Source organism: Roseibium polysiphoniae (genome assembly GCF_014842925.1).
Taxonomy (GTDB): Bacteria; Pseudomonadota; Alphaproteobacteria; order Rhizobiales; family Stappiaceae; genus Roseibium; species Roseibium polysiphoniae.
In genome coordinates this window covers 79,209-103,835 of the sequence record NZ_JACYXJ010000006.1, presented here as the reverse complement: position 1 = coordinate 103,835, position 24,627 = coordinate 79,209, and the positions used below count along the sequence as shown (strand labels likewise).

Below are 24,627 nucleotides of genomic sequence, written 5' to 3'. Positions count from 1 at the left end.
CTCACGCCTGAAAATGAAAAAGAGCGGCGCCGGGCACCGCTCTTTCGATTGTCCCAGATGAAAAGTCAGATCAGACGCTGAGTTCGCCGGCAAGGGCTTTGGCGATCAGAGCACGGGTTTCGTCGATGCCGTAAAGAGCGACGAAGGAGCCGAAGCGTGGGCCGCGTTCCTGACCAAGCAGCACCTGATAGAGTGCCTGGAACCAGACCACGGACACGCCGGGGCCACCATCCGGGCTCTTCTTTTTCGGATCCTGATAGCGTTCGATCTTGCGGGCAACATCGAGGATTGCATCCTGAATGACCGCGCCGTCCGCATCCGCGGGCAGGGCAGCAAGAGATGCGTCGACCTTCTCCAAAGCCTCGCGCTCCACATCATCGGGTGTCTTGAACGACTTGTTCGGTTTCACGAAGTCGTCGAAGTAGCGGATCGCATAGCCGACCAGCTCGTCCAGATGCGGATGGGTCTCAGCCGTCACACCCGGAGCGTAACGGGTGATGAAGGCCCAAAGCACATCCTTGTTTTCCGCATTGGAGGCTGACACGAGGTTCAAGAGCATCGCGAAGGGAACCGGCAGATCGATCTCCGGTACCTTGCCGGAATGAATGTGCCAGGTCGGGTTCTGCAGCTTCTGCTCCACCGGCATCGCGTCATATTTCTGCGCAAAGGTGAAGTACTCGTCCACGGCCTTCGGGATCACGTCGAAATAGAGCTTCTTGGCGGTCTTAGGCTTCTGGAACATGTAGAGCGACAGGCTCTCGGTCGGGGCGTAGGTCAGCCACTCGTCGATGGTCAGGCCGTTGCCCTTGGACTTGGAGATCTTCGCGCCATCATCGGCCAGGAACAGCTCATAGACGAAATGATCCGGAGCATCGCCGCCAAGAACCTCACAGATCTTGTCGTAGAGAGCCATATTCGGACCGTGGTCCTTGCCGAACATTTCAAAATCGACGCCAAGGGCGGCCCAGCGGGCGCCGAAGTCGGGCTTCCACTGCAGTTTCACATTCCCGCCGGTGACGGAAACGGTTACATCCGTGCCGTCCTCATCCTCAAAGGTGATCGTGCCGTCCTTGCCGTTGACATCCTTCATCGGCACGTAGAGCACGCGGCCGGAGGTCGGTGAAATCGGCAGGAACGGGCTGTAGGTCGCCTGACGTTCTTCGCCAAGCGTCGGCAGCATGACGTCCATCAGCTTACGGTAGCGGGCAACGGCCGTCAGCAGGATCTCGTCGAACTTGCCGGACTTGTAGTATTCGGTCGCGCTTGCGAATTCATAGTCGAAGCCGAAAGTGTCAAGGAACCGGCGCAGCATGGCGTTGTTGTGATCGCCAAAGCTCTTGTGTTCGCTGCCGAAGGGGTTCGGCACGACACTGAGCGGCATCTGCAGGTACGGCTCCAGGGCGGACTTGTCCGGCACATTGTCCGGCACCTTGCGCATGCCGTCCATGTCATCGGAGAAGCACAGGAGGCGCGTCGGGATCTTGTCTTCGGTCAGAAGACGGAACGCCGTGCGCACCATGGTGGTGCGGGCGACTTCGCCGAAGGTCCCGATATGGGGCAGGCCCGAGGGGCCATAGCCGGTCTCGAACAGAACCGGACGCGATGGATCCCGTTTCTCGATCCGTTTGACCAGTTTTCGCGCCTCTTCGAACGGCCAGGCTTTAGAAGTGTGGGCCGCTGCGACGAGTTCTGGCGATAGGTCAAGCGGTGGCAGGGATCGGTCGGTCATGATTTGGGGTTCGTTCTGCTTGTTTGGAAATTCGAAAGCTTCTGACGCGCAAGGTCATTTCTGACCTGCAGGAAGCGCCGCGACACTAGAAAAGCCGCGGGCTTCCGTCAATGTCGATATCTCCCTTTGCGCCTTGAAGGTAAAGGCACAAAGGGCTACCTCTCGCTGCGTGGTAGAAATTACCCGGAAAATAGCCGCAGGAAAGGCGAATTCACACGATGAACGATACGATCAGCATTCAGGAAGCCCTCGTCTACGTCATGGTAATCATGTCCGCGGCCGACAGTTCCATGACCGACAGCGAACTCTCAACGATGGGGGAAGTCGCAAAGACGCTTCCTGTATTTGCCGACTATGATCCGGCGAATGTTCTGCCGGCAGCTCAGCGCTGCGGTGAGCGTTTGCAGGCTGAAAATGGCCTCGCCGAAGTTCTCGATCTGATCGCGGACACGCTTCCGGTTCATCTCTTTGACACGGGCTATGCGCTTGCGGTTGAAGTGGCAGCTGCCGACCTTGGCGTTTCCAAAGAAGAATTGCGCATTCTGCAGCTGCTGCGCGATCGCTTCAATCTCGACAAGCTGACGACGGCCGCCATTGAGCGCGGCGCAATTGCCCGCTTCAAGAAGGCCTGATACGCGGGTTCATTCCGGCACGCGCCGGGTTTTTCGTAAAACCGCTACCCAAGATGCGTATTTTTACCGTCGATTAGGCGTCGCAGCCTAAAGATGTGTAGTTGATAAATGCATTTTTGGGTGGTGGTGATGGCAAAAAAGCAATTTGGACGGCGTGGGCAAGCTCAGCAAAATGCTGGGCAGAACAATCATTCTAGTACCCCAAACAGTGCTGGAGACGCAGCGGTTCACGACGGTCTGGCTAACAACAGTCAGCTCTCGGGAATTGGCTTCGCGGCCTTGGGCTGGCTTTCGAGCGTTGTCGCGAAACTTCTCGTCGCATTTTCAGGTGCAAACTATGCCCGTTCGAAATTGGACGGCATAGAAATGTACTCCACCGTCCTGGGCGCCGGGTTGGTCGGCCTGTTCGCCTATTTGGTTTTCGCCGCAATGGTCGTTTATGTGCTGTTTAATTTCAGACAAGCGCGAAAAACCAGGTGGTATCTGGGCGGCGTGATTATGGGTTTTGCGACGCCGGTCGCGGTTTTCGCCTAGTTCAAGCTTCTGATCTCATCAGGCAGGTCCAGGGAAAAGGCGGGGATCGCGGCATCGAACATGCTGCCGTCCTCGCGCACCATGCCGTAGCTTCCCTGCATGATGCCGGACTTGGTCTTCAGCGGGCAACCTGAGGAATATTCGAAGGTTTCGCCTGGTTCGATCCAGGGTTCTTCGCCGATGACCCCAGCGCCTCGCACCTCCTCGACACGGCCAATCGCGTCCATGATTTTCCAGTAGCGTGTGCGCAATTGGACTGGCGCATTTGTGTCGTTGCGGATCTCGACCATATAAGCCCAGACGAAGTGGCTTTTTTCCGGGTCAGACTCATCGTCCAGATAAAACGGCTCTACCGCAACCTCGATACCGTTGGTGGTGGCTCTATACATGTCTGACAACTCTGATCACCTGTTTTGTGCCGGACTCGCCGGCGCATAATTTTTGCAGGTTATAGAGTGGTTGACGCATCCGTGAAAGGGATCAGCTTGCAGCGGCGTCTCGGATTCAGCATTTAGGGGTGAAGCACAATCTGTTTCAGCAGGATCAACAACGTAATGTTCGACGCTCGACTTCGCACTCTGATTGATCCGCCCTTGGAAATGCTGGGGTCGCGTCTTGCGCGCTCTGGCGCGACTGCGAACCAGATCACCATGGTTGGCTTCGGGTTTGCGATAGCCGCAGCAGGTGCGATCGCATGGGTCGGCCCCCTGTTTGGCTTGCTCTTCGTGCTGTTAAACAGATTGTGTGACGGACTGGATGGCGCGGTTGCTCGGGTCAACGGCAAGACAGATCTTGGTGGCTATCTGGATATCGTCTTTGACTTCTTCTTCTACGGTAGCGTTCCAATCGCCTTTGCATTTGCTGACCCGGGCCGAAATGCCTTGCCGGCGGCAGCCCTTCTGTTCAGCTTCTATGCCAATGGATCGGCCTTTCTTGCTTATGCAATCATGGCAGAAAAGCGGGGTCTTGAAACGGACAAGCAGGGATCCAAATCGCTCTATTATCTCGGTGGACTTGCGGAAGGCGGAGAGACGATCGCTCTTTTCTGTTTGATGTGCCTATGGCCAGCGGGCTTTCCGGTGCTGGCCTACAGCTTTGCCGCGGTCTGTGTGCTCTCGGCCGGTGCTCGCGTAATCATCGCCGTGCGCACCCTGCGCGAGACCCCCGGCTAGTCCCCTGGCGGATTAGCGCTTTCAGCCGACAACTCACAGAAGCGCCAGAATATCTCTGAGGCGCGCGAGCGGAACCCGTTCGGCTCGCGCGCGTAGACGATATCGCGCCGAACGGTTGGTGAAAGAGGGACGACCTTGAGACCGCCAAAGTTCTCCGGCACGGCGAGCTGAGCGATGATCGAATTGCCAAGACCGGCCCGAACGCAAGACGCTATCGACGTCACCTGAAGGATCGAATGGACGATGTTGGGGCGGATCCCGGCGTCTGCGAACCATTTGTCCACCAAGGGACCACTGCCGCCTTTGGTGAAAATAAACGGCTCCTTGCCAAGTGCCTTTGCGGTGACCGATCCTGCCTCTGCGAGATCCGAGTGTTCTGGCAAAAGCGCGACCAGTTCGTCTGAGGCGATCGAAAGAACCTCAAGATCACGCTCGCGCGGGTTCGACATCACACCACAGTCAACGAGCCCGTCCCTCAAGGCCGAAAGCAGCGCCTGATCTGTGTATTCCAGGATCTCGACACCGATGTCCGGATAAGCCTGCCGAAATCGCCGCAGAGCCTTTGGCAGGATATGGGTCGTTGCAGACGCGCCCGAGGAGCCGACGCGTACGACGCCGACCCTGTTGCGGCGGCGTTCCTCCAGGCTGTGCAGAGTGGAACCTAGAAGCTGATCTACCTTCAAGGCGTAAAGTGCGATCGCCGAGCCTTCCTCGGTGAGTTCCAGCGGGCGTGTGCCGCGGCGAAGCAACGTCAAATTAAGGCGTTTCTCAAGCTGGGCAATGCCCTTGCTCAAGGCGGGCTGGCTAATTGCCAACTCGCGTGCGGCTGCAGATACGCTGCCACGTTCCTGTATCAGGACAAGTCCGCGCGCAACCGACATGGGTATTTCACGCTCTGGAGATTCGAGAATGAGATCCTTATTTTCCATAACCTAGAGTTATTAGTCTATGGCTGCCGAAAATCCTAGACCGGAGGCCTCTCAAACGATGTTTCCGGATAAATAAAATGAGTTTCGAAATCTGGCTGGCCTTTGTCGCGGCTTCCTTGATCCTGACGATGACACCCGGGCCAAGCATTTTGCTCGGTGTGGTTCATGCGCTCAAATATGGGGCCTGCAGGACCATCTTCACCGCCCTTGGCGACATCTCAGCGAACATGCTGCAAATGACGATTGTTGCACTTGGCCTTGGTGTCGTAATCGCAACTTCACCGGTGGCTTTTCAGGTGATCAAGTGGTTTGGAGTTGCGGCGCTTGTCTACATGAGTGTGAAAATGCTGCGCGCCCGCCCGGCAGCCGCTGTGTCGATAGATATCGTGGAAGAGGGCAGCCGCTTGCGCCTGTTTTCGAGTGGATTTGTTGTCGCGCTGGGAAATCCAAAGGCGCTTGTGTTTTTCAGCGCGTTTTTTCCGCAGTTTCTGGATCCGACGTTACCCGTATGGCCGCAACTTGTTGCCATGTGCCCAACCATGGCTGTTCTCGATTTCAGCTGGGTGATGCTCTACGCGCTGACAGCCCGTAAATTTCTGCAGTTTCTGGGCCAGCACCCCACAGCCCTGAACCGGACCGGCGGCTCTGCCTTGCTTGGAGCCGCCGGGTATCTGTCACTTTCTTGATCAGGAAATGGCCTGAAGCGCTGCCTCAATGTCTTCGATGAGGTCCAGAGGGTCTTCGAGGCCGATGGACAACCGCAGCAGCCCGTCCGAGATGTCGAGCTCTGCCCTGGCTTCCTCGCCGAGTGACTGGTGTGTTGTCGTCGCCGGGTGAGTGATCAGACTTTTCGCATCACCCAGATTGTTGGAAAGCTTGATGACTTCCAATGCATTGGTGAAGCGGAAGGCCGCGTCCTTGCCGCCTTCGATCTCGAAGGCAAGCATCGTGGAGCCACCTGTCATTTGTTTCTTGACGACGTCCGCCTGAGGATGGTCATCGCGCCCCGGATAAATCAGCCGACTCACGGAGGATTGCTGCGCCAGAAAATCCGCAATCTTGCTGGCGCTTGATGTTTGGCGTCCGACGCGCAGTGGCAGGGTTTCAAGTCCCTTCAAAAGCACCCACGCGTTGAAGGGGCTCATATGCGGACCGGTGTGTTTGACGAAAGGCATCACCTCGTCAACGATCCATTCTTCATCGGACAGAACCACACCGCCAAGACAGCGGCCTTGGCCGTCTATGTGCTTGGTTGCCGAATAGACCACGACATCCGCGCCAAGTTTCAGAGGCGACTGGAACATCGGAGTTGCGAAGACATTGTCGACGATAAGCCGTGCATCAACCGAATGCGCGATCTCGGCAACGGCGGCTATATCAATGACTTCAAGCGTCGGGTTGGTCGGGCTCTCCAGAAAGAGAGCCGCTGTATTCGGCTTTACGGCCGCCTTCCACTGGTCCAGATCCGTACCATCGACCAAGGTCGATTCAACGCCGAAACGCGGCAGCAGGGTTTCGACGATGTAACGGCAGGAGCCAAATAGCGCCTTGGCGGCGACAACATGATCGCCGGCCTTCACGGAAGCCATCAAGGCCAGGTTCACAGCCGCCATGCCGGAGGCCGTGGCGCGTGCGGCCTCTGCCCCTTCCAGCATCTTCATGCGGTCTTCGAACATCGCGACAGTTGGATTAGCGTAGCGGGAGTAAACGAAACCGGGGTCTTCACCATTGAAACGCGCTTCAGCTGCTTCTGCTGAGCCATAGACAAAGCCCTGCGTCAGGAACAGGGCTTCTGACGTCTCGCCGTGTTGTGAGCGCGTTGTGCCGCCGTGAACGAGCTGCGTCGCGGGCCGCAAGGAGCGGCTGGTTTTGGTTTCGTGGTCTGTCATCGAAAGTTACTCCAAAAAGCAAAAAACCCGGCCTCGGGCCGGGGTTCTGCAACCCGACCGTTTTAGCTACTTGTTTAATGTGGCTGCAAGCCGGCCGGCCCAAATCACCACAGATCCACATCGTGGATACGTCAAAAGCCCAGTTTCGTCAATTGCCGGGAACCAAACTACCTTTGACGCACGGATCGGTTCATTCTGTGGCCCTGCGACATTCACCGCTCCGGCAAGGCAAAGAATAAGGCTGAGGGCTGTTGGCGTTGTAGGCTCAATCCGCTAAGCACGTTAGCAAGAGACAGACGGCTTTTTTGCGGGACGACACATGACGCAGACACCGACAGGCATTTTGCCGGCGCATACGATCGAGAAAATGTTCCAGGAAGGAACGATCTTCGCCGAGGCTGATCCGGTCGACGGACAAATCCAACCCGCCAGCCTTGATTTGCGTCTTGGGCACTCTGCCTATCGTGTTCGCGCAAGTTTCCTGACTGGGCCGGAAAGCACTGTCATGGAGAAGCTGGAAAACCTGAAACTGCATCGCTTCGATTTGAACGATGGTGCGGTTCTCGAGACCGGTTGCGTCTATATCGTGCCCCTTCAGGAAAACCTTGCGCTGCCCAAGGGGATCTCCGCCACGGCGAACCCCAAGAGCTCGACTGGGCGCCTTGATGTCTTCACCCGGGTGATCACTGATCGGGGCCTTGCGTTTGACACAGTTCCTGCGGGCTACAACGGTCCGCTTTACGCGGAAATTTCGCCTCTGACCTTTCCGATCCTGGTCCGTGCCGGGTCACGCCTCAGTCAGATCCGCTTTCGCGTCGGCGCATCTCTGGTCAGTGATGCAGATCTGGAAGAAGTGCACCGGACGAACGTTCTCATGAGCGGCGGGAACGAGCGCATCGGCGGCGGCGTTCAATTGTCCATCGATCTGGAGGGCAAAGGCGAGGGGAGCCTTGTCGGCTATCGCGCAAAGCATCACTCTGGTTTGATCGATGTCGACAAGCCCGGCGCGCAGGAGCCGCTCGATTTCTGGGAGCCGATCTACCGGCGTGGATCGGCAGAACTGATCCTCGATCCGAATGAATTCTACATTCTCGTGAGCCAGGAAGCTGTGCATGTTCCACCTGACTTTGCAGCGGAAATGGTGCCCTTTGATGCGTTGGTCGGCGAATTCCGTGTCCACTACGCAGGCTTTTTTGACCCTGGCTTTGGTCACGCGGGAGTAGGGGGCGTTGGCGCGCGTGCCGTGCTCGAAGTTCGCTCTCACGACGTCCCGTTCATTCTGGAACACGGCCAGACCGTGGGCCGCCTGGTCTATGAGAAGATGGCCGAGCGGCCGGCGCAGCTCTATGGCGAGGGCATAGGCTCCAACTACCAGGGCCAGGCGTTGAAGCTTTCGAAGCACTTCAAGACGCCAACCTGACCGCCATGGGTTACCTGACGATTGACCAGGAAGCTGGTGGTGCGCTCGAAGATCGCAAGTCCAGGTTCCTGGCACATCTGGTCCCCTACGCGCAATTTGGTGACCGGTTGGATGCTCTGCGCAAGGAGCATCGCAAAGCCAATCACTTTGTAACGGCCCACCGGCATCTTCTCGACGATGGGCGTGTCGAGGAGAGCGGCAAGGATGATGGTGAGCCGTCAGGCACGTCTGGCATGCCGACCCTGAAAGTGTTGCAAGGTGCCAAACTGATCGAAGTTGCGGTGATCGTTGTTCGCTATTTCGGTGGCATCAAATTGGGCGGTGGCGGTCTCGCCCGCGGCTACTCCGGCGCGGCAAGTGACGCGATTGCCCATGCCTCGTTGGTCCCCTTTGTGAAGATTGCTCGAAAAAACGTGGAGGCGACCTTCGCCGAAGGCTCTGAGCTCGAACGACGTGTCTCCGGCCTGTCGTTGACCGTCGTAAGCCGCGAGTACACAGCGACCGGTGTCATCTTGCTGGTTGAAGGCCCGGAAGAGACACTGAAGGCTCTATAGAATTAGGGTTGGGTGCGAGACCCGGCAGCGTCTCAAGATCGCTTTCAGGCAGATCGAAAGGGTTGAACGGCGCGTCGCCAGAAAGGGGCGGATCTGTTTCAGCCAGGCTTGGCAAAAGCGCTTCAAGCCCCGCATTGTCTGAAAAGTCTGTTTCTGCAGTTGAGCCGAGGGTCTCAGAAAGCCATTCGGACTGCCATTTCCCGATTTTCTTCTCACGGGCCTGTTTGGCAAGCTCCTGATAGGCTTGTGGTGCGCCGTCGTCGGCATCCGCCCAACCGTATTCGGTCAACCACGCGCCCAGGTCGGTCTTTCGCCGATAGCAGACTGCGGAAATCTCCCGTGGGCCAATTTCATCGACCTTCTCGCAAGTGATCGTGAAAAGCCGGACCAAGCCGCGAAGGGAGGTCCTCGCGCGCGCACCGCACGGCCACTGCCCTCCAAGGCGCGAAACGCAGGTCTCGTCGGCCTTCAAGGCGGTCACATGGGCAAGATGAACCACCATGTCGTCTGTGATCAAGATTCCAGCAGCTGGAACACGAGGCCTGTGCAGTTGCAACGGACCACGAGGGATTGGTTCAACAGGTGGGTCTTTGAGCTTTTGATAGGTCTCCGAAGGTTCTACCCGCGTCAGGACGCCGGTGATCCTGGGCGGTGTGACGCCTTCAGGTGAGACATTGCGGATTTCGTTTGGAAGCGGTGCCGCCGTTGTCGGGGCCTCCGAAATCGTGGCTGATGTAGTCGGCTCTTCCTCAGTTTCCCGGGCAGGCAGCTGAGCCTTGGCTGTTCGCTCAGGTACGGCCGGTGGCTCTGCCAACATGAGCCAGGCAACCGCGGCACCGAAAAGGCAAACCAGCAGCAGTGGAATCATAAGTTGGCGCAGTGCCATGCGATCTCCGACAGCTTTAGAAGCCTACTGGCTGGCCCAGATGATGCGCCCGACCCAGTCGATGTCGCCGTGCTCCATTCGAATGGACGGCAGGGATTGGTCAAGAGGACGAAACTCCATCGCAGTTTCCGTGCGTTGCTGCAACATCAGCACCGAAAGCGATTGACGACGCTGCTTCACGACAACCCTGTCGCCCTTGCGAAGCGCCATCTCTGGCGCGACGATGATGATATCGCCATCCCTGTAAAGCGGCAGCATGGCGTCACCGCTCACTTCGAGGGCGAAAAGTCCCTTGGCCTTGGGATCGGGAAACGCCATTTGCGCCCAGGATTTGCCTTGGGGGGCACCCTGATCATCAAAGGATCCTTCGCCGCTTGCCTCGGCAAGTCCGGTCAGCGGCAATTGCCGTCCTGGCTCGCCTTCGCTTTCTAGTGTTTTCGGAGCCTGGATCTCGGCGACGAAGAGCTTCAGGGGTTCGCCCGTTGCTTCAAGGATTTTCGCCAGCGACTCTGTCGAGGGCCAGCGCGCGCGGCCATCGCCTGCGAAGCGCTTGGAGGGATTGAACGTGGTGGGATCCAAACCGGCGCGCTTGGCCAGTCCGGACGGAGACAGTCCATTGCGTCGTGCCAGTCCGTCTATGGCAGCCCAGACTTGCGCATGCGACAGCATGAATTTCGCCTCCGGTTCATCATTGGTTAACAGGAATAAATCCCTTTTCCGGATTATGTTCGTCGGCAAAAGCCCTGTCAAAGCGTTAATATCCAGGACCTCGGGTTGATCCGGTTTCTTCGACGCTTGTCCCTATTTGGCGGGGGCGTTAGGGTCCGCCTCGAAATTTAGGTTCGGGGCAATACATGTCGGACGATGCAGGCGGAAACGGAAACCCATGGCGCTGATTTACAAGATCCTTCCACGTTCTCTTTGGCAATCGGCCGAGGCAGTCGGCGAGTTCAAGGGCGCACCGGTGGATCTGGCGGATGGCTACATCCATTTTTCGACCGCGGAGCAAGCCCGCGAAACAGCGGCGAAACATTTCGCAGGCCAGGATGACCTGCTTCTTGCCGCCTTCGAGGCTGACGATTTCGGTGCGGACATGAAGTGGGAGCCATCGCGAGGAGGTGCGCTGTTCCCGCATCTTTATGCCACTCTCACGACGAAAACGGCCATATGGGTTCGCGAGCTTCCGCTGGGCGAAGATGGCGTTCACGTGTTTCCGGATCTTGATCAATGACTTTCCTATCCCTTGAAAAGATTGCATTGGCTGGACTTCACCAGCTGGACGCTGAAACGGCACATGGTGTGACGATCAAGGCTTTGAAGTCGGGCCTTCTACCGCCTGCGCGCTTCGAACGTGATCCGCGATTGAATGTGAAGCTTTGGGATTTGGAGTTTGCCAATCCGCTCGGAATGGCGGCAGGGTTCGACAAGAATGGCGAAGTGCCCGACGCGCTCTTGAAACTGGGCTTTGGCTTCACCGAAGTCGGTTCCGTGACCCCAAGGGCGCAGCCCGGAAATCCGCGCCCGCGGGTGTTTCGCCTGCCGGCAGATCTGGGCGTGATCAACCGGTATGGTTTCAACAACGAAGGACATGCAGCTTTGCGCGCCCGGCTTGAAGCGCGTGTCACCCAGACCGGGATTGTCGGGATCAATGTCGGAGCCAACAAGGATGCGACTGACCGGGTTGCCGACTATGTCGATGGCATTGAAGCCTTTGCCGACATGGCGTCCTATTTCACAATCAATGTTTCATCGCCGAACACGCCAGGCCTTCGCAATTTGCAGGCGCGCGATGCCCTTTCGGAACTCCTGACAGGCGTCATAAGTGCCCGGGACGCAAGAACAGAAGTCGTGGGCCGCAAGGTGCCGGTGCTGCTCAAGATTGCCCCGGATGTTGGGGATGACGAACTCGCAGAGATCATCGAGGAAGTTCTTGCCAAGGGTGTCGATGGCCTGATTATCTCCAACACCAGCATCGAACGTGGGGGACTGCGCTCGGCGACGCATCGCGATGAAGCTGGCGGGCTTTCCGGGAAACCCCTGTTCCGGCGCTCGACCATTGTACTTGCCAAGGCGCGCAAGCTGGCGGGGCCAGATCTTCCGATCATCGGTGTCGGAGGGATCGATAGCGCAGCGGCGGCCTGGACCAAGATCACCGCGGGCGGGAACCTACTTCAGCTCTACTCAGCCCTCGTCTTTCAGGGTGTCGGGCTCGTTGGCCGCATTGTCGAAGGCCTTTCCAGAGAGCTCGACAAACACGGCTTTTCGAACCTTGAAGAGGCGCGTGGCGTCAATGTAGACGCCTGGGCTGAAGCAGACCCTGACTAGGGTTTGGCCGCAGCAAAGATCTCATCCGCGCGTCGTCGGCAAATGAATGCCAGACTGATGCCTCTCAGGCCCAGAAAGATCTCCAGAGACAGCCAGAGCCCATGGTTCTCCAACAGCGGAAACAGAGCATAGAAAGCTGCGATGTAGATCGCCAGGGACAGAAGCATCATGTTGCGCATGTCTTTTGACCACGTCGCACCAATGAAGACGCCATCCATCTGAAAGGCGAGAACAGCAAGCAGTGGTGTCAGGGCCGCCCAGGGCAGATATATGCGCCCAATTTCGCGCACGTCCGGCGAAATTGTCATCAGGTCAAAAAGGGCTGGACCGGCTATGAAGTAGAAGATGGCGAGCAGCGCCGCCAGGACGAAACTCCAGACTGTGGTCAAGCGTATTGTTCGATCGAAAGCTGGCCTGTGCCGCGCGCCAATGGCCCGGCCTACCAATTGCTCTGCGGCTGTTGCGAGGCCGTCGAGAAAGTAGCCTCCGACGATAAAGAACTTCTCCAGGATCGCATTGCTGGCGAGCATGACGTCGCCTTGGTCGGCGGAGCGGGCGGTGAAGAAGGCAAAGGCAAACAGCAGCGAAAACGACCGGATCATGATGTCACGGTTGACGGCAAGCATGCGCAAAAACAGCCGACGATCAAAGACCTCTGCAAGGGCTGGCCATGACGTGCCGCGGACTGCGCGCAAAATGAGGATGAGGCCGAACAGCGTGGCCGCGATTTCGCTGAGCACTGTCGCGAGCGCAACGCCTTCGATGCTCCAGCCAAGGCCCATCACAAAGAAAATCGAAAGGCCAATGTTCAGACCATTGAGCACCAATTGCAGCATGAGGCCCGTTCCGGCGCGGCCGAGACCCAGGAACCAGCCGAGGATCGCATAGTTGGCGAGCAGGAATGGAGCGCTGTAAATCCGGATCTCAAAGTAGCGTCGTGTCGCCGATTGAACTTCGGAACTTCCACCCAGAAAGCTAAGGCCAAGATCCAGGAAGGGCGCTTGCAGCAGGATCACGGCAAGACCTGCGGCCAAGGCAATGACCAGGGCGCGCAAGAAGGTCGCCTTGATTTCTGAGTTGTTGCCAGCGCCCATGGCCTGGGCAGTCAGGCCAGTGGTGCCCGAACGCAGAAAATTGAAGGTCGTGAACACAAGGTCGAAGATCACGCCGCCTATGGCAATGCCGCCGACGAGGGCTGCATCACCCAGCCGGCCTATGACTGCAGTATCGACCACGCCCAGAATAGGCGTCGACAGATAGGCGAATGTCATCGGAATGGCGATCGCGAGCACGCTGCGATGGGTGACGGAAAAGGTCTGCTCGGCGGAATGGCTGGCTTGGGTCATGGAATTCCTTGGCATTGGCAGCCATGCTTTGACCCTGCCGAGCGATGTCGTCAAGCCAATACAGGCCCCGGTTCAGGCCTTCCCAAAAACTCTAATGCCGCTATATGGTCCGCAAATGAGCGTGCCGATCGTCCACCATCCCGCCTATTGCGCCGAGCTTCCCGAAGACCATCGTTTTCCGATGGACAAGTTCAGGGCCGTGGCGAGCCGGATAGTCGAGGATGGCCTCTTGGCAGGGGGCAAGTTTCATCGGCCGAGGCCGGCGCCATTCGAATGGGTTGCGCTCGCTCACGACGAGACTTACGTCGACCAGGTTTTTTCCGGAAATGTGCCAGCGGAAATCGCCCGCGAAATCGGCTTTCCGATGAAGCCGGACATCGCCTTGCGCGCGCGATGTGCGACGGGGGGCACTGTTCTGACGGGATATCTCGCGATGGAGCATGGCTTGGCATGCAACACCGCCGGAGGCAGTCATCACGCGCGCCGGGCACATGGGGCAGGCTTTTGCGTGTTCAACGATGTCGCTGTTGCCATCAAGGTCATGCAGACCGATGGTGTGGTTCGCCGAGCCTTGGTCATCGATCTCGACGTGCATCAGGGGGATGGCACTGCCGACATCTTTGCAGGCGACGACAGTGTCTTCACCTTTTCGATGCATTCGGCGAAAAACTATCCGGTGCGCAAGGTGCCCTCCAGCCTCGATGTCGCGCTGCCTGATGGGCATGCCGATCAGCCTTATCTAGAGCAGCTGACTACAATCTTGCCCGAGCTCTTGAAGGACGGTTCATACGACATCGTCTTTTACAACGCCGGTGTGGATCCCTATTCAGGCGACCGTCTGGGCCGACTGGCATTGACGCGTGAAGGCCTCGCGCGCCGCGACCGATATGTCATCGAGACCGTGCGCGCAGCCGGGCTGCCATTGGCAGGTGTGTTGGGCGGCGGCTACTCAAAGGACATGGACGAACTCTCCGACCGCCACGTGTCCCTGCACAGAGCGGCGACTGCAGTCGCCGACCTCAGCAAATCCGCGATCGTTTAGCTAGCCTTTGCTTCCCAGGTTCAGCACTCTGGAAATGAGCCAAAGAGGCACCACGATTACAGCGCCAAGAGCGAAGTAGCGCAGCAGGCTGCCAATCGCGTCAAAGCCCATTTCCCAAAGTCGCTTGAAGAAGCCGACAACGATATCGACGATCTCCAGTGGATCCAGGTCGAGGGCGGAGAGAATTACGCCGACGACAAAAGAAAGAAAGACGAGGCGAAGGATGACTTGCCCGGGAGACCCGCCCATGAAACGGGAAAGATTGCGCTCGGACATCATTGCTCCTGTCATCCTGCGAAAACGTGTGACTGCTCCGTAGTTAAGCAGCGTTGTAGGCCCAGACAACCGGCTTTGTCAGTTTTGATCCGAATGCCTGAGGGAAAACGGATGTTTTTCGCCAATCACGCCATTCTGCAATCCCAATTGGCATGAATGGATAAAAGTAAGACGAGTTCTGCCAATTACAGGCCCGTCAAATTCAAATAGCTATCTAATTTATGAGGGTTGCAGATGTGAGAATCACCTTCTCCCGGTGTATGCGCAGCTCGGTCCTCTGTCCAATCTGCCGCCAGACCTTGGCAGGGTTTTTGGTTTTCAGAAGCACGTGCCCCATCGGCCGCATCTGAGATCCTCCCAGCCGCAAGTGGGTCTGGAAGAGCGCTTACAAGATTGGGCGGTGTCTGGTGCTCGGGAACGAGGCAGTTCAATCAGGTTGGCGGACCTGGAGGAACCCCCGTGAAGAGCATTTTCGGTTCGATGCGATCTCCTCCCATCTCGCGTCGGCCCGACAGGCAAATTGTGGCACGGGATCGCTATAGAGGCCAACGGGCGGTCTCGTGCCATTACCGCAGATGCTTGGTTTTTTGTACTGAAGTCCTGCTCTGATCAGGGGGCTCTGCTTAGCTGAGGCTTGGGCATTCCTGACGAGGGCTGTCGGCGGAGCGCGCGGGGCGCAAGTCCGAACCAGTTCCGCACCGCGCGAGAAAACGCACTGACCTCCGAGAACCCGAGAAGAAAGGCAATCTCCTTGATCGGAATATCGGTGTCGACGAGATAGCGCTGGGCGATGGAGCGGCGAACGTCATCATGGACCTTGCGATAGCTGGTCCCCTCGTTTTCCAAGGCCCGCTGCAAGCTGCGGTTCGACATGCCAAGAGAGGAGGCGACGTATTCGATGGAACAGTCTCCGGCTCTTAACCCTTGACTGATCTTCTCTGCAATCGCCGATGTCTTGGTTGCTGGCGCGCCGACAGCCTCAAGTTCCTGCAGGGCTGCCATCTCGACAATTCTGAAAAGGATCGGATCGGCACTCTCTGGAACCCGTTGCAGGCTTTGGAGAGGCAGCAGTATACGGTTTTCCTCGGCGTCAAATGCGATCTGACCACTGTGCCTTTCGAGAAAGGCACTGCTATGGCGCGGTTGCTTGGCGGACATCTCCATTCGAACCAGCGCTTGCCCCTCGCTTCCGACCCTTTCAATCCGGCCACAAAGATAGCCCATGAAGCCATAGGCAAACTGCGCGTAGGGTCCGAAATGATCCGGAAATGAGAAGCTTAGGACAGCAAAGTGCTGATTTTCCTGGTACGCGATCGTCATGCAGTTGCTGCGGGCCGGGCAGAAACGCGCCCAGTTTCGCAGGCCCTCTCTGAGGCTGGAAGCGCAGAGAAAGACATAGTCGAACACGCTTTCGTAGCCGACCGGGGCCTGATCGAAGACGTCAAAGACGCGCGCATCATTGTCGAGTTTTTCGGCGAAGAACTCGAAGGCCAGGAGTGCGGACCTGACACCTATATGGTTTTCGGGGTCATTCAGATCGTCAGGGTCGAGGCCACAATCCAGCAGCGCGGCGTCCCAGTTAATATCATTTTGACGGGCGGCTTCGCCGAGATACTTGAGGGGTCTCGCAATGACCCATTCACTCTCCATTGGCGCGAGCATCGCTCTTTTCCAGCTCTAGTTTTTAGCCTGCCGCTCTTGAGGGCGACCAAGGGCCATATCCAGAAATAAAAGGTTGCGCTCTTGACCGTTCTGCAGTTTAGGCGCGTGTTTCTCCTCTCAGCAAGAAAGGCATAAAAGTGGCAATTTTACGCTTCAGCTCTTGTTGACCTGCTCCCGATACAGCCTCGGGGGCTTACCGAACCACGATTTTGCGGCGCGCGAGAAAGCGCTTGTTTCTGAAAAACCCAGCAAATAGCAGATTTCCTTCATCGATAGCTGCGTGTCGTGAAGATAGTGCTGCGCAAGAGATTTACGTGTTTCTTCAATGAGTTGTCGGAAAGTTGTTCCTTCGGCAGAGATCACGCGCTGGAGTTTGCGCTCCGAGATGTCGAGGGCAGAGGAAACGGTGGAGATCGAAATGTGGCCATTTTTCAGCTGTGTGTTGATTGTCTCCACAATCTCGCCAAGCGGGCTTTCGACGCCGATCTGAGCCGTGACGTCTTCAAGAGCGGCTTTTTCAACAACGCGGTAAAGGTTTGATTCGGAGCGAGGTGGTTGTTCATCGAGGACCTTGGCGGGAATCAAAATGCGGGTCCTGGGACAATCAAACTGAATTTTTGAAAGATGTTTTGTCAGAAATGCCGCCTGGCCCGAGGGAGCAGGGGCGTCAATCTCGATACGGATCGCGTCAGGAATGCCTTCAGAGAGTGTCATGAAGCGCGACGATGCAGCTGTCGCCATGGCGTAAGACAGCTGGTTGTGCTTCCCCAACTGTGCCATTGGCCCGTATTCCATGCAGCCCCAGTTGTCTTCGACCCTGAAAGAGACAGAAACCGCGGTGTTGCAGGTGATCTGGAACCTGGCCCAGTTGCGCAGTCCCACCTCGATGCTTGGTGCGCAAAGGGTCACATAGTCCAGAATTGACAGCGTTCCGATCTGGAGTGTGCTTGCCTCGTCGAATATTTCCGCGTCGCGTCGGGACGCGTCGGCGACGTGCTCAAGAAGATCAACGAGCTTCCTGGCTGAGATAAATCCATCGTGCCGTCGATACAGGTAAGGGTCGAAGCCGATGTCCGACGCGATGGATTCCCAGCACAGGCCATTCCGGATTGCGCGAGCTTCGACGGCAGCCAAAGGGCCGGCTCTCAGGCGTCCAAGATCTTTTTCCGACAAAGCTAGCAGCCCACCTTTTTCAAACCCGGACAAAGCGTAGGGCACAGCTCGGGCACGGGTCAACGGGGTGTCGTGACGTCAGTCTGCAAGATGTCGATTATCGACAGGTTTCAGGTGAAAATCGATAGGGGTCTGCAAGCGAGCCTTCTCCAGCATCAGGTATGCGCAATCTAGCTGCCGGAGATCGTGCGCCGGATTTCCTTGGGAGGCTGGCCGTACCAGGACTTTACAGCGCGTGAGAACGTGCTGATTTCTGAAAAGCCGAGCAGAAACGCTATTTCTTTCATGGGCAGGTTTGTTTCGCGCAGATAGCGGCCCGCTGCTGAGCGCCGGATTTCCTCGGTCATCTGGCGGAACGAAGTCCCTTCTTCTGCGAGAAGCCTTTGAATTGACCGTTGCGAAATGCCCAGGTTGGATGCCACCGTCTGCAAGCTGCACGTGCCGGTTTTCATGGTTTCCGAAATTTCGTCGGCAATCCTGCAGAGTGGTGAGCCTCGTTGGGCAAAAGAAGCTTGCTCTTCGCAGGCCGCTTTTTGAATGATTGAGTAGAGGTTCTCATCATTCCGCTTTGGTGCCTGCGACAGGACCTCCTTGCTGAAGACGAGGCAGTTTCGCGACTGACCGAACTTGATCCTGTCGCCGTAGCGCTCCTGAAGCCTTGAAGTCTTGGAAGGCGCATTTGCAATCAGTTCAATTCTTACCGGCGCAGGGCTTTGATCAAGAGCCGTTTCGACACGCTTTACCGACCAGCCGATGCGGGCAAACATGTTCTGAGTGTAATTGCCCAGCCGAGGTGGAATGACCCACTCCAGAGTGCCAGTGCTGTCATCTTCGGTGAACGTAAGCGAGACGCAGTTGGTTCTCATCGCGAGGAAGCGTTTCCATGCAAGGCAACCGTCTCTCAGCGTCGGCGCGCAGACGAAGAGGTAGTCGTAAAGCGTGAACTTGCCGAGGTCCATCTCGTGGAAAATGTCAAAAAGGGCGGCGTCATCCTGAAGCACTTCGGCAACATGTTCAAAGACGGCGGTGGTTGCGCGGAAAGGCACCACTCCGTCTGGCTCGGCCAGTGCCTGGAGATCGAAACCAAATCTTTTCGCCAGTGTCGGCCAGCAGAAACTCTCTGAAGGAAGCGCCATTTTCAGCGCGTTCAGAATTTCTGATCGTGCCCATTCATCGGTGGCATTCATTTTTGTTGCTTCGCCCTCCGCACCCAAGTCCCACCATATCAATATAGCGCGACGTTCGTGGGCTTAAATCGTAAAAAATGCCGAACATCAAAGGGGTAGAGCGGGGAAGACTAGTCGTCAATATTCCACGTTAAGCTATAGCCATGGCAAGACGGGCGGCAAGTTTCCTCGCCGCCCGTGATCGTCTCTAAGTCTAAGCGCTGCTGCAGAAGGGTGTTTGGGTCAGGCCGCCTCGTCTTTTACAGCGACCACAGGCGGGAACTTGCCGTAGAAGGTGTCCCCGGTCTTCGCCATGTCACGCAGCAGTTTGTTCGGCTTGAAGCGCGGGCCCCATTTGCGGGTGAACTTCTTGCACAGATCGACGAATTCGGTTGTTCCCATGGTGTCGATGTAGCTCAGGGTGCCGCCGGAGTAAGGGGCAAAGCCGAAGCCGAGGATCGATCCCACATCCGCTTCACGAACGTCCGTGAGGCACTTTTCCTCAAAGATGCGCGCCGTTTCCAGAGCCTGCATGACCAGCAGGCGCTGTTGAAGTTCGTCGATGTTGAAACTCTCAGCGGGCTTTGGCTGTCCGACAACGTCAGGGATACCGGGCCACAGTTTTTTGTCCCGGCCGGCGTAGTCATAAAAGCCCTTGCCGTTCTTCCGGCCAAACCTTTCGCGCTTCACGACCATCTCTTCAAGAATGTTGTCGAGCGGACCTTCGACGTATTTGACACCCAGGTCCTTGCGGGTCGCCGAGACGATTTTCCAGGCAAGATCGAGCGCGACCTCATCTCCCAATGACAGGGGGCCGACCGGCATGCCGGCCATCCGCCCCGCATTTTCGATCATGGCGGCAGGCACACCATCGGCGAGCATCATCAGGCCTTCGCGAATGTAGGTCATCACGACGCGTGAGGTGTAAAAACCACGACTGTCGTTGACCACGATAGGGGTCTTCTTGATTGCCTTGATATAGTCGAGCGCCATGGCCAGCGCCCGGTCAGACGTCTTCTTGCCCATGATCACCTCTACCAGCATCATCTTGTCGACTGGAGAGAAGAAGTGAATGCCGATGAAGTTTTTGGGACGGCTGGAGGCTTCCGCCAGAGAGGTGATCGGCAAAGTCGAGGTGTTCGACGCAAAGATCGCGCGGGACTTCATGGCCGCCTCGGCCTGTTCTGTAACGGTCTTCTTGATTTCACGGTCTTCAAAGACAGCCTCGATGACAAGGTCGCAATCGCCAAGCGCGTCATAGTCGGTCGTGGCGTTGATGCGCGAGAGCAGCTTTTCTTTCTGCTCTTCCGTCGAACGCCCGCGATGGATCGCCTTGGCCAGAAGGCCTTCCGAATAGGACTTGCCCTTGTCGGCCGCTTCTTGGCTGCGATCGATAAGCACAACGTCGATACCGGCCTGTGCGCTGACATAGGCAATGCCGGCACCCATGAAGCCGGCGCCAAGAATGCCGACCTTCTTGATCTTGTTCGGGCGTTGATCGACCGGACGGCGTGCTCCCTTGTTCAGCTCCTGCATAGAGACAAACAGGGACCGGATCATGTTGCTCGCTTCAGGGCTTTGCAGGACCTTGGCGAAGTAACGGCTTTCGACCTGAAGCGCGAGGTCCATGGGCAGCTGAAGGCCTTCGACCACCGCATGGAGCAAGTAACGCGGTCCAGGATAGTTGTCGAAGGTCTCGCGGCGATAGATCGCATTGGCTGCCGGCCAAAACTGGAAGCCTGCCGGTGAGTAGACTTTGCCGTTCGGTAGCTTGAAGCCCTTTTTGTCCCATGGCTTGACGGGGTCGACACCGGCTGCGAGCAATTTCTTCGCCGTTTCGACCAGCTTCTTGGGCGGAACGATTTCGTCGACCAACTTCATCGACTTTGCCTGCTTGGAACGCAGGGTACGGCCCTGAAGCAGGAACTGCATGCCCTGCTGACCATCGGCCATGCGCATGACGCGCTGAGTGCCGCCTGCGCCGGGGAAGAGGCCGACCTTCACTTCAGGCAGCCCCATCTTGAAGCCGTCGTCATCGGCCGCGACGCGGGCATGACAGGCGAGCGCCAGTTCCGTGCCACCGCCCATGCAAGCGCCTGTCAGCGTCGCGACGAACGGCTTGCCGCAGGTTTCCAGCTTCCGGTAGATCAGCGACAGTTTGCGCGATCCGTCGAACAGGGCCCTGGCAGCAGCTTCCGGTTCCTTGGACTTCTGCTTGTGGAAGTTCTGGAGCAGGCCTTCCAGCATCGTCAGATCGGCACCACCGGAAAAAGCAGCTTTGCCGGAAGTGATCACAGCGCCCTTGATCGCGTCGTCATTGGCGACATCGTCAACAAGCCGGTCCAGGTCTTCCATGACCGAAAGGTCGATGACATTCATCGACTTGTCCGCCATATCCCAGGTGATGGTCGCAATGCCGTTCGCGTCGGTTTCGATGGTGAAGTTCTTGTAGGTCATTGTTTTGTCTCCTCCGTCTCGCCTCAAACGCGCTCAATGATGGTCGCGGTGCCCATGCCCGCGCCAATGCACAGTGTGACCAGGGCCGTGTTCAGATCCCGGCGTTCCAGTTCATCGAGCACGGTTCCGAGGATCATTGCTCCGGTGGCTCCGAGCGGATGTCCCATCGCAATGGCGCCGCCATTGACGTTGACGGTTTCCGGATCGAGGTCGAAAGCCTGCTGATAGCGCAGGACAACTGCGGCGAAGGCTTCGTTGATCTCGAACAGGTCGATGTCCTTGAGGTCCATCTTTGCGTTGCGGAGCAGCTTTTCGGTTACATCCACCGGTCCGGTCAGCATCAAGGCTGGTTCCGACCCGATGTTGGCAAATGCCTTGATGCGCGCGCGTGCTTTCAGGCCAGCGGAACGACCGGCTGTGCGCGAGCCGATCAGGACGGCAGCAGCACCATCGACGATACCGGAAGAGTTGCCTGCGTGATGGACATGCTTGATTGCTTCCAGCTCCGGGTGGGCCTGAACGGCGACCGCATCGAAGCCTCCCATATTGCCCATCAGCTCGAACGACGCATTGAGCGAAGCCAGAGACTGCATGTCGGTCTCGGGCCGCATGTGTTCATCGCGATCAAGGATGGTGATGCCGTTGATGTCTTTGACTGGCACGACCGAGTTCTTGAAGCGGCCATCTTGCCAGGATTTAGCCGTCCGCTTCTGACTCTCGACGGCATAGGCGTCACAGTCGTCGCGCGAGAAACCATATTTTGTGGCGATCAGGTCAGCGGAGACGCCCTGGGGCATGAAGTAGGACGGGATGGCGACCTGCGGTTCGATCGGCCATGCGCCGCCCGAGGCGCCAAGGCCAACGCGGCTCATGCTTTCAACGCCGCCTGCAACAACGAGCTTGTGCTGGCCGGCCATGACCTGGGCGGAGGCCATGTTCACCGCATCAAGGCCCGAAGCGCAGAACCGGTTGATCTGCATGCCCGGAACAGACGTATCATAGCCCGCGGCAAAAACTGATGCGCGTCCGATGTCGCCGCCTGCCTCACCAACCGGATCAACACAGCCCAGGACCACGTCGTCGACCTTTGACGTATCCAGACCGTTTCGGTCACGGAGCGCTTCAAGGGTCGTGGCCGCCAGACGGACTGCGGGTACTTCATGCAGAGCGCCGTCTTTTTTGCCGCGGCCTCGCGGCGTGCGCACGTGATCGTAGATATAGGCTTCAGGCATCATATCCTCCTCAGAGTTTCTTCTCCGCCTCGGCTCCCTGTCGAACGGGAGTGGCCAGATGACGAAGTATTTCTTTCGGCTTCGGCGGCAGACAGCGCCGCATACTCTATGACCGGCCCGGTCATTAGCCGGGCCGGGAGTGCCTTAAAATGCGTTGACGTCGAGCGACATGAGCGTGTCGGCGCCACTGGAAATTCGTGCCAGGTGGGCAGACGTTTCCGGCATGGTACGCTCCATGAAGAAGCTTGCAAACGTCAGCTTTGCCTTAAGCCAGTCTTCCTTGCCGTCCGATCCACTTTCGAGCTTGGCGTTGACGGTCTTCGCGATCTTGGCCCACATGTAGCCAAGGCCGACGAGGCCGAAGAGATGCATGTAGTCGACCGAGCCTGCGCCGGCGTTGTCCGGCTTGGCCATGGCGTTGTTCATGAACCACATGGTCGCTTTCTGAAGGTCATCGAGGCCCGCCTTGAGGGGTGCGATGTATGGCTTCATCGCTTCATCTTCGGCGTTATCCTTGATGAAGGCGCCGACTTCCTCGAAGAAGCCCATCACTGCGCGGCCACCGTTGGCCGGCAGCTTGCGACCAACCAGGTCCAGCGCCTGAATGCCGTTCGCACCCTCATAGATCATGGCTATCCGTGCATCGCGGACGAACTGCTCCATCCCCCACTCTGCGATATAGCCGTGTCCGCCGAACATTTGCTGTGCGTTCACGGTGTTGGCAAAACCGGTATCCGTTAGGACGCCTTTGAGAACAGGGGTCATCAGCCCCATCATGTCGTCGGCCTTGGTCCGGGCTTTTTCATCGGGAGAGCGATGCGAGACGTCGCCCTGCAAAGCGGTCCAGAGAACGAGAGCCCGCGCCGCTTCGTTGAATGAGCGGATGTGCATCAGCGTACGGCGAACGTCCGGATGCACGATGATCGGGTCGGCTGCCTTCTCGGGAGCTTTCGGGCCTGTCAGGGAACGTCCCTGCAGTCGGTCCTTGGCGTAGACGACTGCATTCTGATAGGCGACTTCCGACTGTGCCAGGCCCTGAACGGCGACGCCGAGACGCGCTTCGTTCATCATCGTGAACATGGCGCGCAGACCCTTGTTCTCTTCACCGACGAGCCAGCCAATGGATTCATCATAGTTCATCACGCAAGTCGCGTTGGCGTGAATGCCCATCTTGTGCTCGAGAGAGCCACAGGAAACGCCGTTGAGGTCGCCAATGGTCCCATCGTCTGCAACCATCTTCTTGGGAACGACGAAAAGAGAGATGCCCTTGGTTCCCTCAGGCGCGCCTTCAATGCGGGCAAGCACCAGGTGAATGATGTTGTCCGACATCTCGTGGTCGCCAGCAGAGATGAAGATCTTTGTGCCGGAAATCTTGTAGCTGCCGTCTCCCTGGGGAGACGCCTTGGTGCGGATCAAACCAAGGTCCGTGCCGCAATGAGGCTCGGTCAGGTTCATGGTGCCGGTCCATGTGCCGGCGATCATGTTCGGCAGATACTTTTGCTTGATCTCGTCTGTGGCATGCAGCGACAAAGCGGCAACGGCACCTGCCGTCAGGCCCGGGTACATGGCGAAAGCCATGTTGGCGGAAGACAGGAACTCGTTGAAAACCGTCGCAAGAGTATGGGGCAGGCCTTGCCCGCCATAGTCCGGATCAGCCGAAAGCGTGCCCCAACCGCCTTCACAGAATGCGGCATAGGCTTCCTTGAAGCCTTTGGGCGGTGTTACGACGCCATCGTCCGAGCGCGAGCAGCCCTCGTGGTCACCGCTCTGGTTGATCGGCTGGGCAATTTCCTCGGAAAACTTCGCGCCCTCGCGCAAGATCGCTTCCAGCAGGTCAGGGCTGGCGTCGGCGAAGCCGGGCAGGTCGGAATATTGCTCGTAGCCCAGAACATCGTTCAGGAGAAACAGGGTGTCGTCGACTGGTGCGCTGTAGCTCGGCATGGAAATCCTCCCAGATTTGCCATTTATCTTATACCTGACGTTTCCGTAAACGTCACCTTGATCGCTATATACGTTCCTCTGCGCGTCCGAGCAAGTGGTGTCCTTGGGGAAGGGGCACTGAAAAAATGCGTTTTTGAAGGCTTTTGGGCAAAAATTGGCGTCCACCGTTACGAAAACCACAAGCCGAAGTCCAATTTTGGGACCATTTTTGACATTTAGGGATCAGAACGCTGAGAGTCGTACGGCTTCATAGCCTAAGCCA

At 57.5% G+C, this 24,627-nt stretch carries 23 protein-coding genes and 1 riboswitch; of the genes, 9 read left to right on the top strand and 14 right to left on the bottom strand.

The features are described from left to right. Positions 1-70 precede the first annotated feature (70 nt). Positions 71-1,729, bottom strand: a complete 1,659-nt coding sequence (locus tag IG617_RS16235; RefSeq protein ID WP_192110308.1) for a lysine--tRNA ligase — start codon at positions 1,727-1,729, stop codon at positions 71-73. 218 nt (positions 1,730-1,947) lie between these two features. On the opposite strand from IG617_RS16235, the gene IG617_RS16230 reads away from it, so the two are divergent. Continuing rightward, entirely contained in the window at positions 1,948-2,361 is a 414-nt protein-coding gene (locus IG617_RS16230; RefSeq protein WP_153771022.1) for a tellurite resistance TerB family protein, read from the top strand. A gap of 129 nt (positions 2,362-2,490) precedes the next feature. Continuing rightward, positions 2,491-2,895, top strand: coding sequence for a hypothetical protein (locus tag IG617_RS16225; RefSeq protein WP_192110307.1), 405 nt, complete (start codon positions 2,491-2,493; stop codon positions 2,893-2,895). On the opposite strand, the gene apaG is transcribed toward IG617_RS16225, so the two are convergent. Further along, positions 2,892-3,284, bottom strand: coding sequence for a Co2+/Mg2+ efflux protein ApaG (gene apaG / locus IG617_RS16220; protein WP_192110306.1), 393 nt, complete (start codon positions 3,282-3,284; stop codon positions 2,892-2,894). The genes IG617_RS16225 and apaG overlap by 4 nt on opposite strands. Before the next feature lie 165 nt (positions 3,285-3,449). Here apaG and IG617_RS16215 point away from each other — a divergent pair, with 165 nt between their 5' ends. Then, complete coding sequence (locus IG617_RS16215) at positions 3,450-4,067, top strand: CDP-alcohol phosphatidyltransferase family protein (protein WP_192110305.1); 618 nt, start codon at positions 3,450-3,452, stop codon at positions 4,065-4,067. Here the strand turns inward: IG617_RS16215 and IG617_RS16210 are convergent. Continuing rightward, positions 4,064-4,948 carry a LysR family transcriptional regulator gene (locus tag IG617_RS16210; protein WP_192110304.1) on the bottom strand — a complete coding sequence of 295 codons (885 nt, stop codon included), beginning with the start codon at positions 4,946-4,948 and terminating at the stop codon, positions 4,064-4,066. The two genes, IG617_RS16215 and IG617_RS16210, sit on opposite strands and share 4 nt — an antisense overlap. A gap of 125 nt (positions 4,949-5,073) precedes the next feature. Between IG617_RS16210 and IG617_RS16205 the strand changes: the two genes are divergently transcribed. After that, the gene (locus IG617_RS16205; protein ID WP_192110303.1) at positions 5,074-5,682 is read left to right on the top strand and encodes a LysE family translocator; all 609 of its coding nucleotides are present in this window, start codon (positions 5,074-5,076) and stop codon (positions 5,680-5,682) included. Here the strand turns inward: IG617_RS16205 and IG617_RS16200 are convergent, their stop codons facing one another. Further along, the gene (locus IG617_RS16200; RefSeq protein WP_192110302.1) at positions 5,683-6,885 is read right to left on the bottom strand and encodes an O-succinylhomoserine sulfhydrylase; all 1,203 of its coding nucleotides are present in this window, start codon (positions 6,883-6,885) and stop codon (positions 5,683-5,685) included. 41 nt (positions 6,886-6,926) lie between these two features. After that, positions 6,927-7,006: riboswitch (SAM riboswitch) on the bottom strand. Between the two features lie 198 nt (positions 7,007-7,204). Here IG617_RS16200 and IG617_RS16195 point away from each other — a divergent pair. Continuing rightward, complete coding sequence (locus tag IG617_RS16195) at positions 7,205-8,305, top strand: 2'-deoxycytidine 5'-triphosphate deaminase (RefSeq protein WP_192110301.1); 1,101 nt, start codon at positions 7,205-7,207, stop codon at positions 8,303-8,305. A 5-nt stretch (positions 8,306-8,310) separates the two neighbouring features. After that, positions 8,311-8,859: a YigZ family protein gene (locus IG617_RS16190; RefSeq protein ID WP_192110300.1), complete on the top strand. Its 549-nt coding sequence runs from the start codon at positions 8,311-8,313 to the stop codon at positions 8,857-8,859. Here IG617_RS16190 and IG617_RS16185 read toward each other — a convergent pair. Continuing rightward, positions 8,813-9,745, bottom strand: coding sequence for a thermonuclease family protein (locus IG617_RS16185; protein ID WP_192110299.1), 933 nt, complete (start codon positions 9,743-9,745; stop codon positions 8,813-8,815). The two genes, IG617_RS16190 and IG617_RS16185, sit on opposite strands and share 47 nt — an antisense overlap. Before the next feature lie 24 nt (positions 9,746-9,769). After that, complete coding sequence (locus IG617_RS16180) at positions 9,770-10,414, bottom strand: S24 family peptidase (RefSeq protein WP_192110298.1); 645 nt, start codon at positions 10,412-10,414, stop codon at positions 9,770-9,772. Positions 10,415-10,631: 217 nt separating this feature from the next. On the opposite strand from IG617_RS16180, the gene IG617_RS16175 reads away from it, so the two are divergent. Further along, positions 10,632-10,976 (top strand): DUF952 domain-containing protein, encoded by a 345-nt coding sequence (locus IG617_RS16175; RefSeq protein ID WP_192110297.1) that lies wholly within the window; start codon positions 10,632-10,634, stop codon positions 10,974-10,976. After that, complete coding sequence (locus IG617_RS16170; protein ID WP_192110296.1) at positions 10,973-12,070, top strand: quinone-dependent dihydroorotate dehydrogenase; 1,098 nt, start codon at positions 10,973-10,975, stop codon at positions 12,068-12,070. Before IG617_RS16175 ends, IG617_RS16170 begins: the two co-directional genes overlap by 4 nt. Here the strand turns inward: IG617_RS16170 and IG617_RS16165 are convergent. After that, positions 12,067-13,416 (bottom strand): MATE family efflux transporter, encoded by a 1,350-nt coding sequence (locus IG617_RS16165; RefSeq protein ID WP_192110295.1) that lies wholly within the window; start codon positions 13,414-13,416, stop codon positions 12,067-12,069. The genes IG617_RS16170 and IG617_RS16165 overlap by 4 nt on opposite strands. A 115-nt stretch (positions 13,417-13,531) precedes the next feature. Here IG617_RS16165 and IG617_RS16160 point away from each other — a divergent pair, with 115 nt between their 5' ends. Then, complete coding sequence (locus IG617_RS16160; RefSeq protein ID WP_192110294.1) at positions 13,532-14,458, top strand: histone deacetylase family protein; 927 nt, start codon at positions 13,532-13,534, stop codon at positions 14,456-14,458. Here the strand turns inward: IG617_RS16160 and IG617_RS16155 are convergent, their stop codons facing one another. The 7 genes from IG617_RS16155 to IG617_RS16125 form a co-directional block, all read right to left on the bottom strand. After that, positions 14,459-14,734, bottom strand: coding sequence for a DUF6460 domain-containing protein (locus tag IG617_RS16155; protein WP_153771037.1), 276 nt, complete (start codon positions 14,732-14,734; stop codon positions 14,459-14,461). A 609-nt stretch (positions 14,735-15,343) separates the two neighbouring features. Further along, positions 15,344-16,396 (bottom strand): AraC family transcriptional regulator, encoded by a 1,053-nt coding sequence (locus IG617_RS16150; protein ID WP_192110293.1) that lies wholly within the window; start codon positions 16,394-16,396, stop codon positions 15,344-15,346. Positions 16,397-16,549: 153 nt separating this feature from the next. After that, the gene (locus IG617_RS16145) at positions 16,550-17,632 is read right to left on the bottom strand and encodes an AraC family transcriptional regulator (protein ID WP_192110292.1); all 1,083 of its coding nucleotides are present in this window, start codon (positions 17,630-17,632) and stop codon (positions 16,550-16,552) included. 107 nt (positions 17,633-17,739) lie between these two features. Continuing rightward, positions 17,740-18,756, bottom strand: a complete 1,017-nt coding sequence (locus IG617_RS16140) for an AraC family transcriptional regulator (RefSeq protein ID WP_192110291.1) — start codon at positions 18,754-18,756, stop codon at positions 17,740-17,742. A gap of 222 nt (positions 18,757-18,978) precedes the next feature. Further along, on the bottom strand, positions 18,979-21,192 hold the full coding sequence (locus IG617_RS16135; RefSeq protein ID WP_192110290.1) for an FAD-dependent oxidoreductase: 2,214 nt from the start codon (positions 21,190-21,192) through the stop codon (positions 18,979-18,981). A gap of 23 nt (positions 21,193-21,215) precedes the next feature. Next, positions 21,216-22,424, bottom strand: coding sequence for an acetyl-CoA C-acetyltransferase (locus IG617_RS16130; protein WP_192110289.1), 1,209 nt, complete (start codon positions 22,422-22,424; stop codon positions 21,216-21,218). A 144-nt stretch (positions 22,425-22,568) separates the two neighbouring features. Next, entirely contained in the window at positions 22,569-24,365 is a 1,797-nt protein-coding gene (locus IG617_RS16125; RefSeq protein ID WP_192110288.1) for an acyl-CoA dehydrogenase C-terminal domain-containing protein, read from the bottom strand. Positions 24,366-24,627 lie beyond the last annotated feature (262 nt).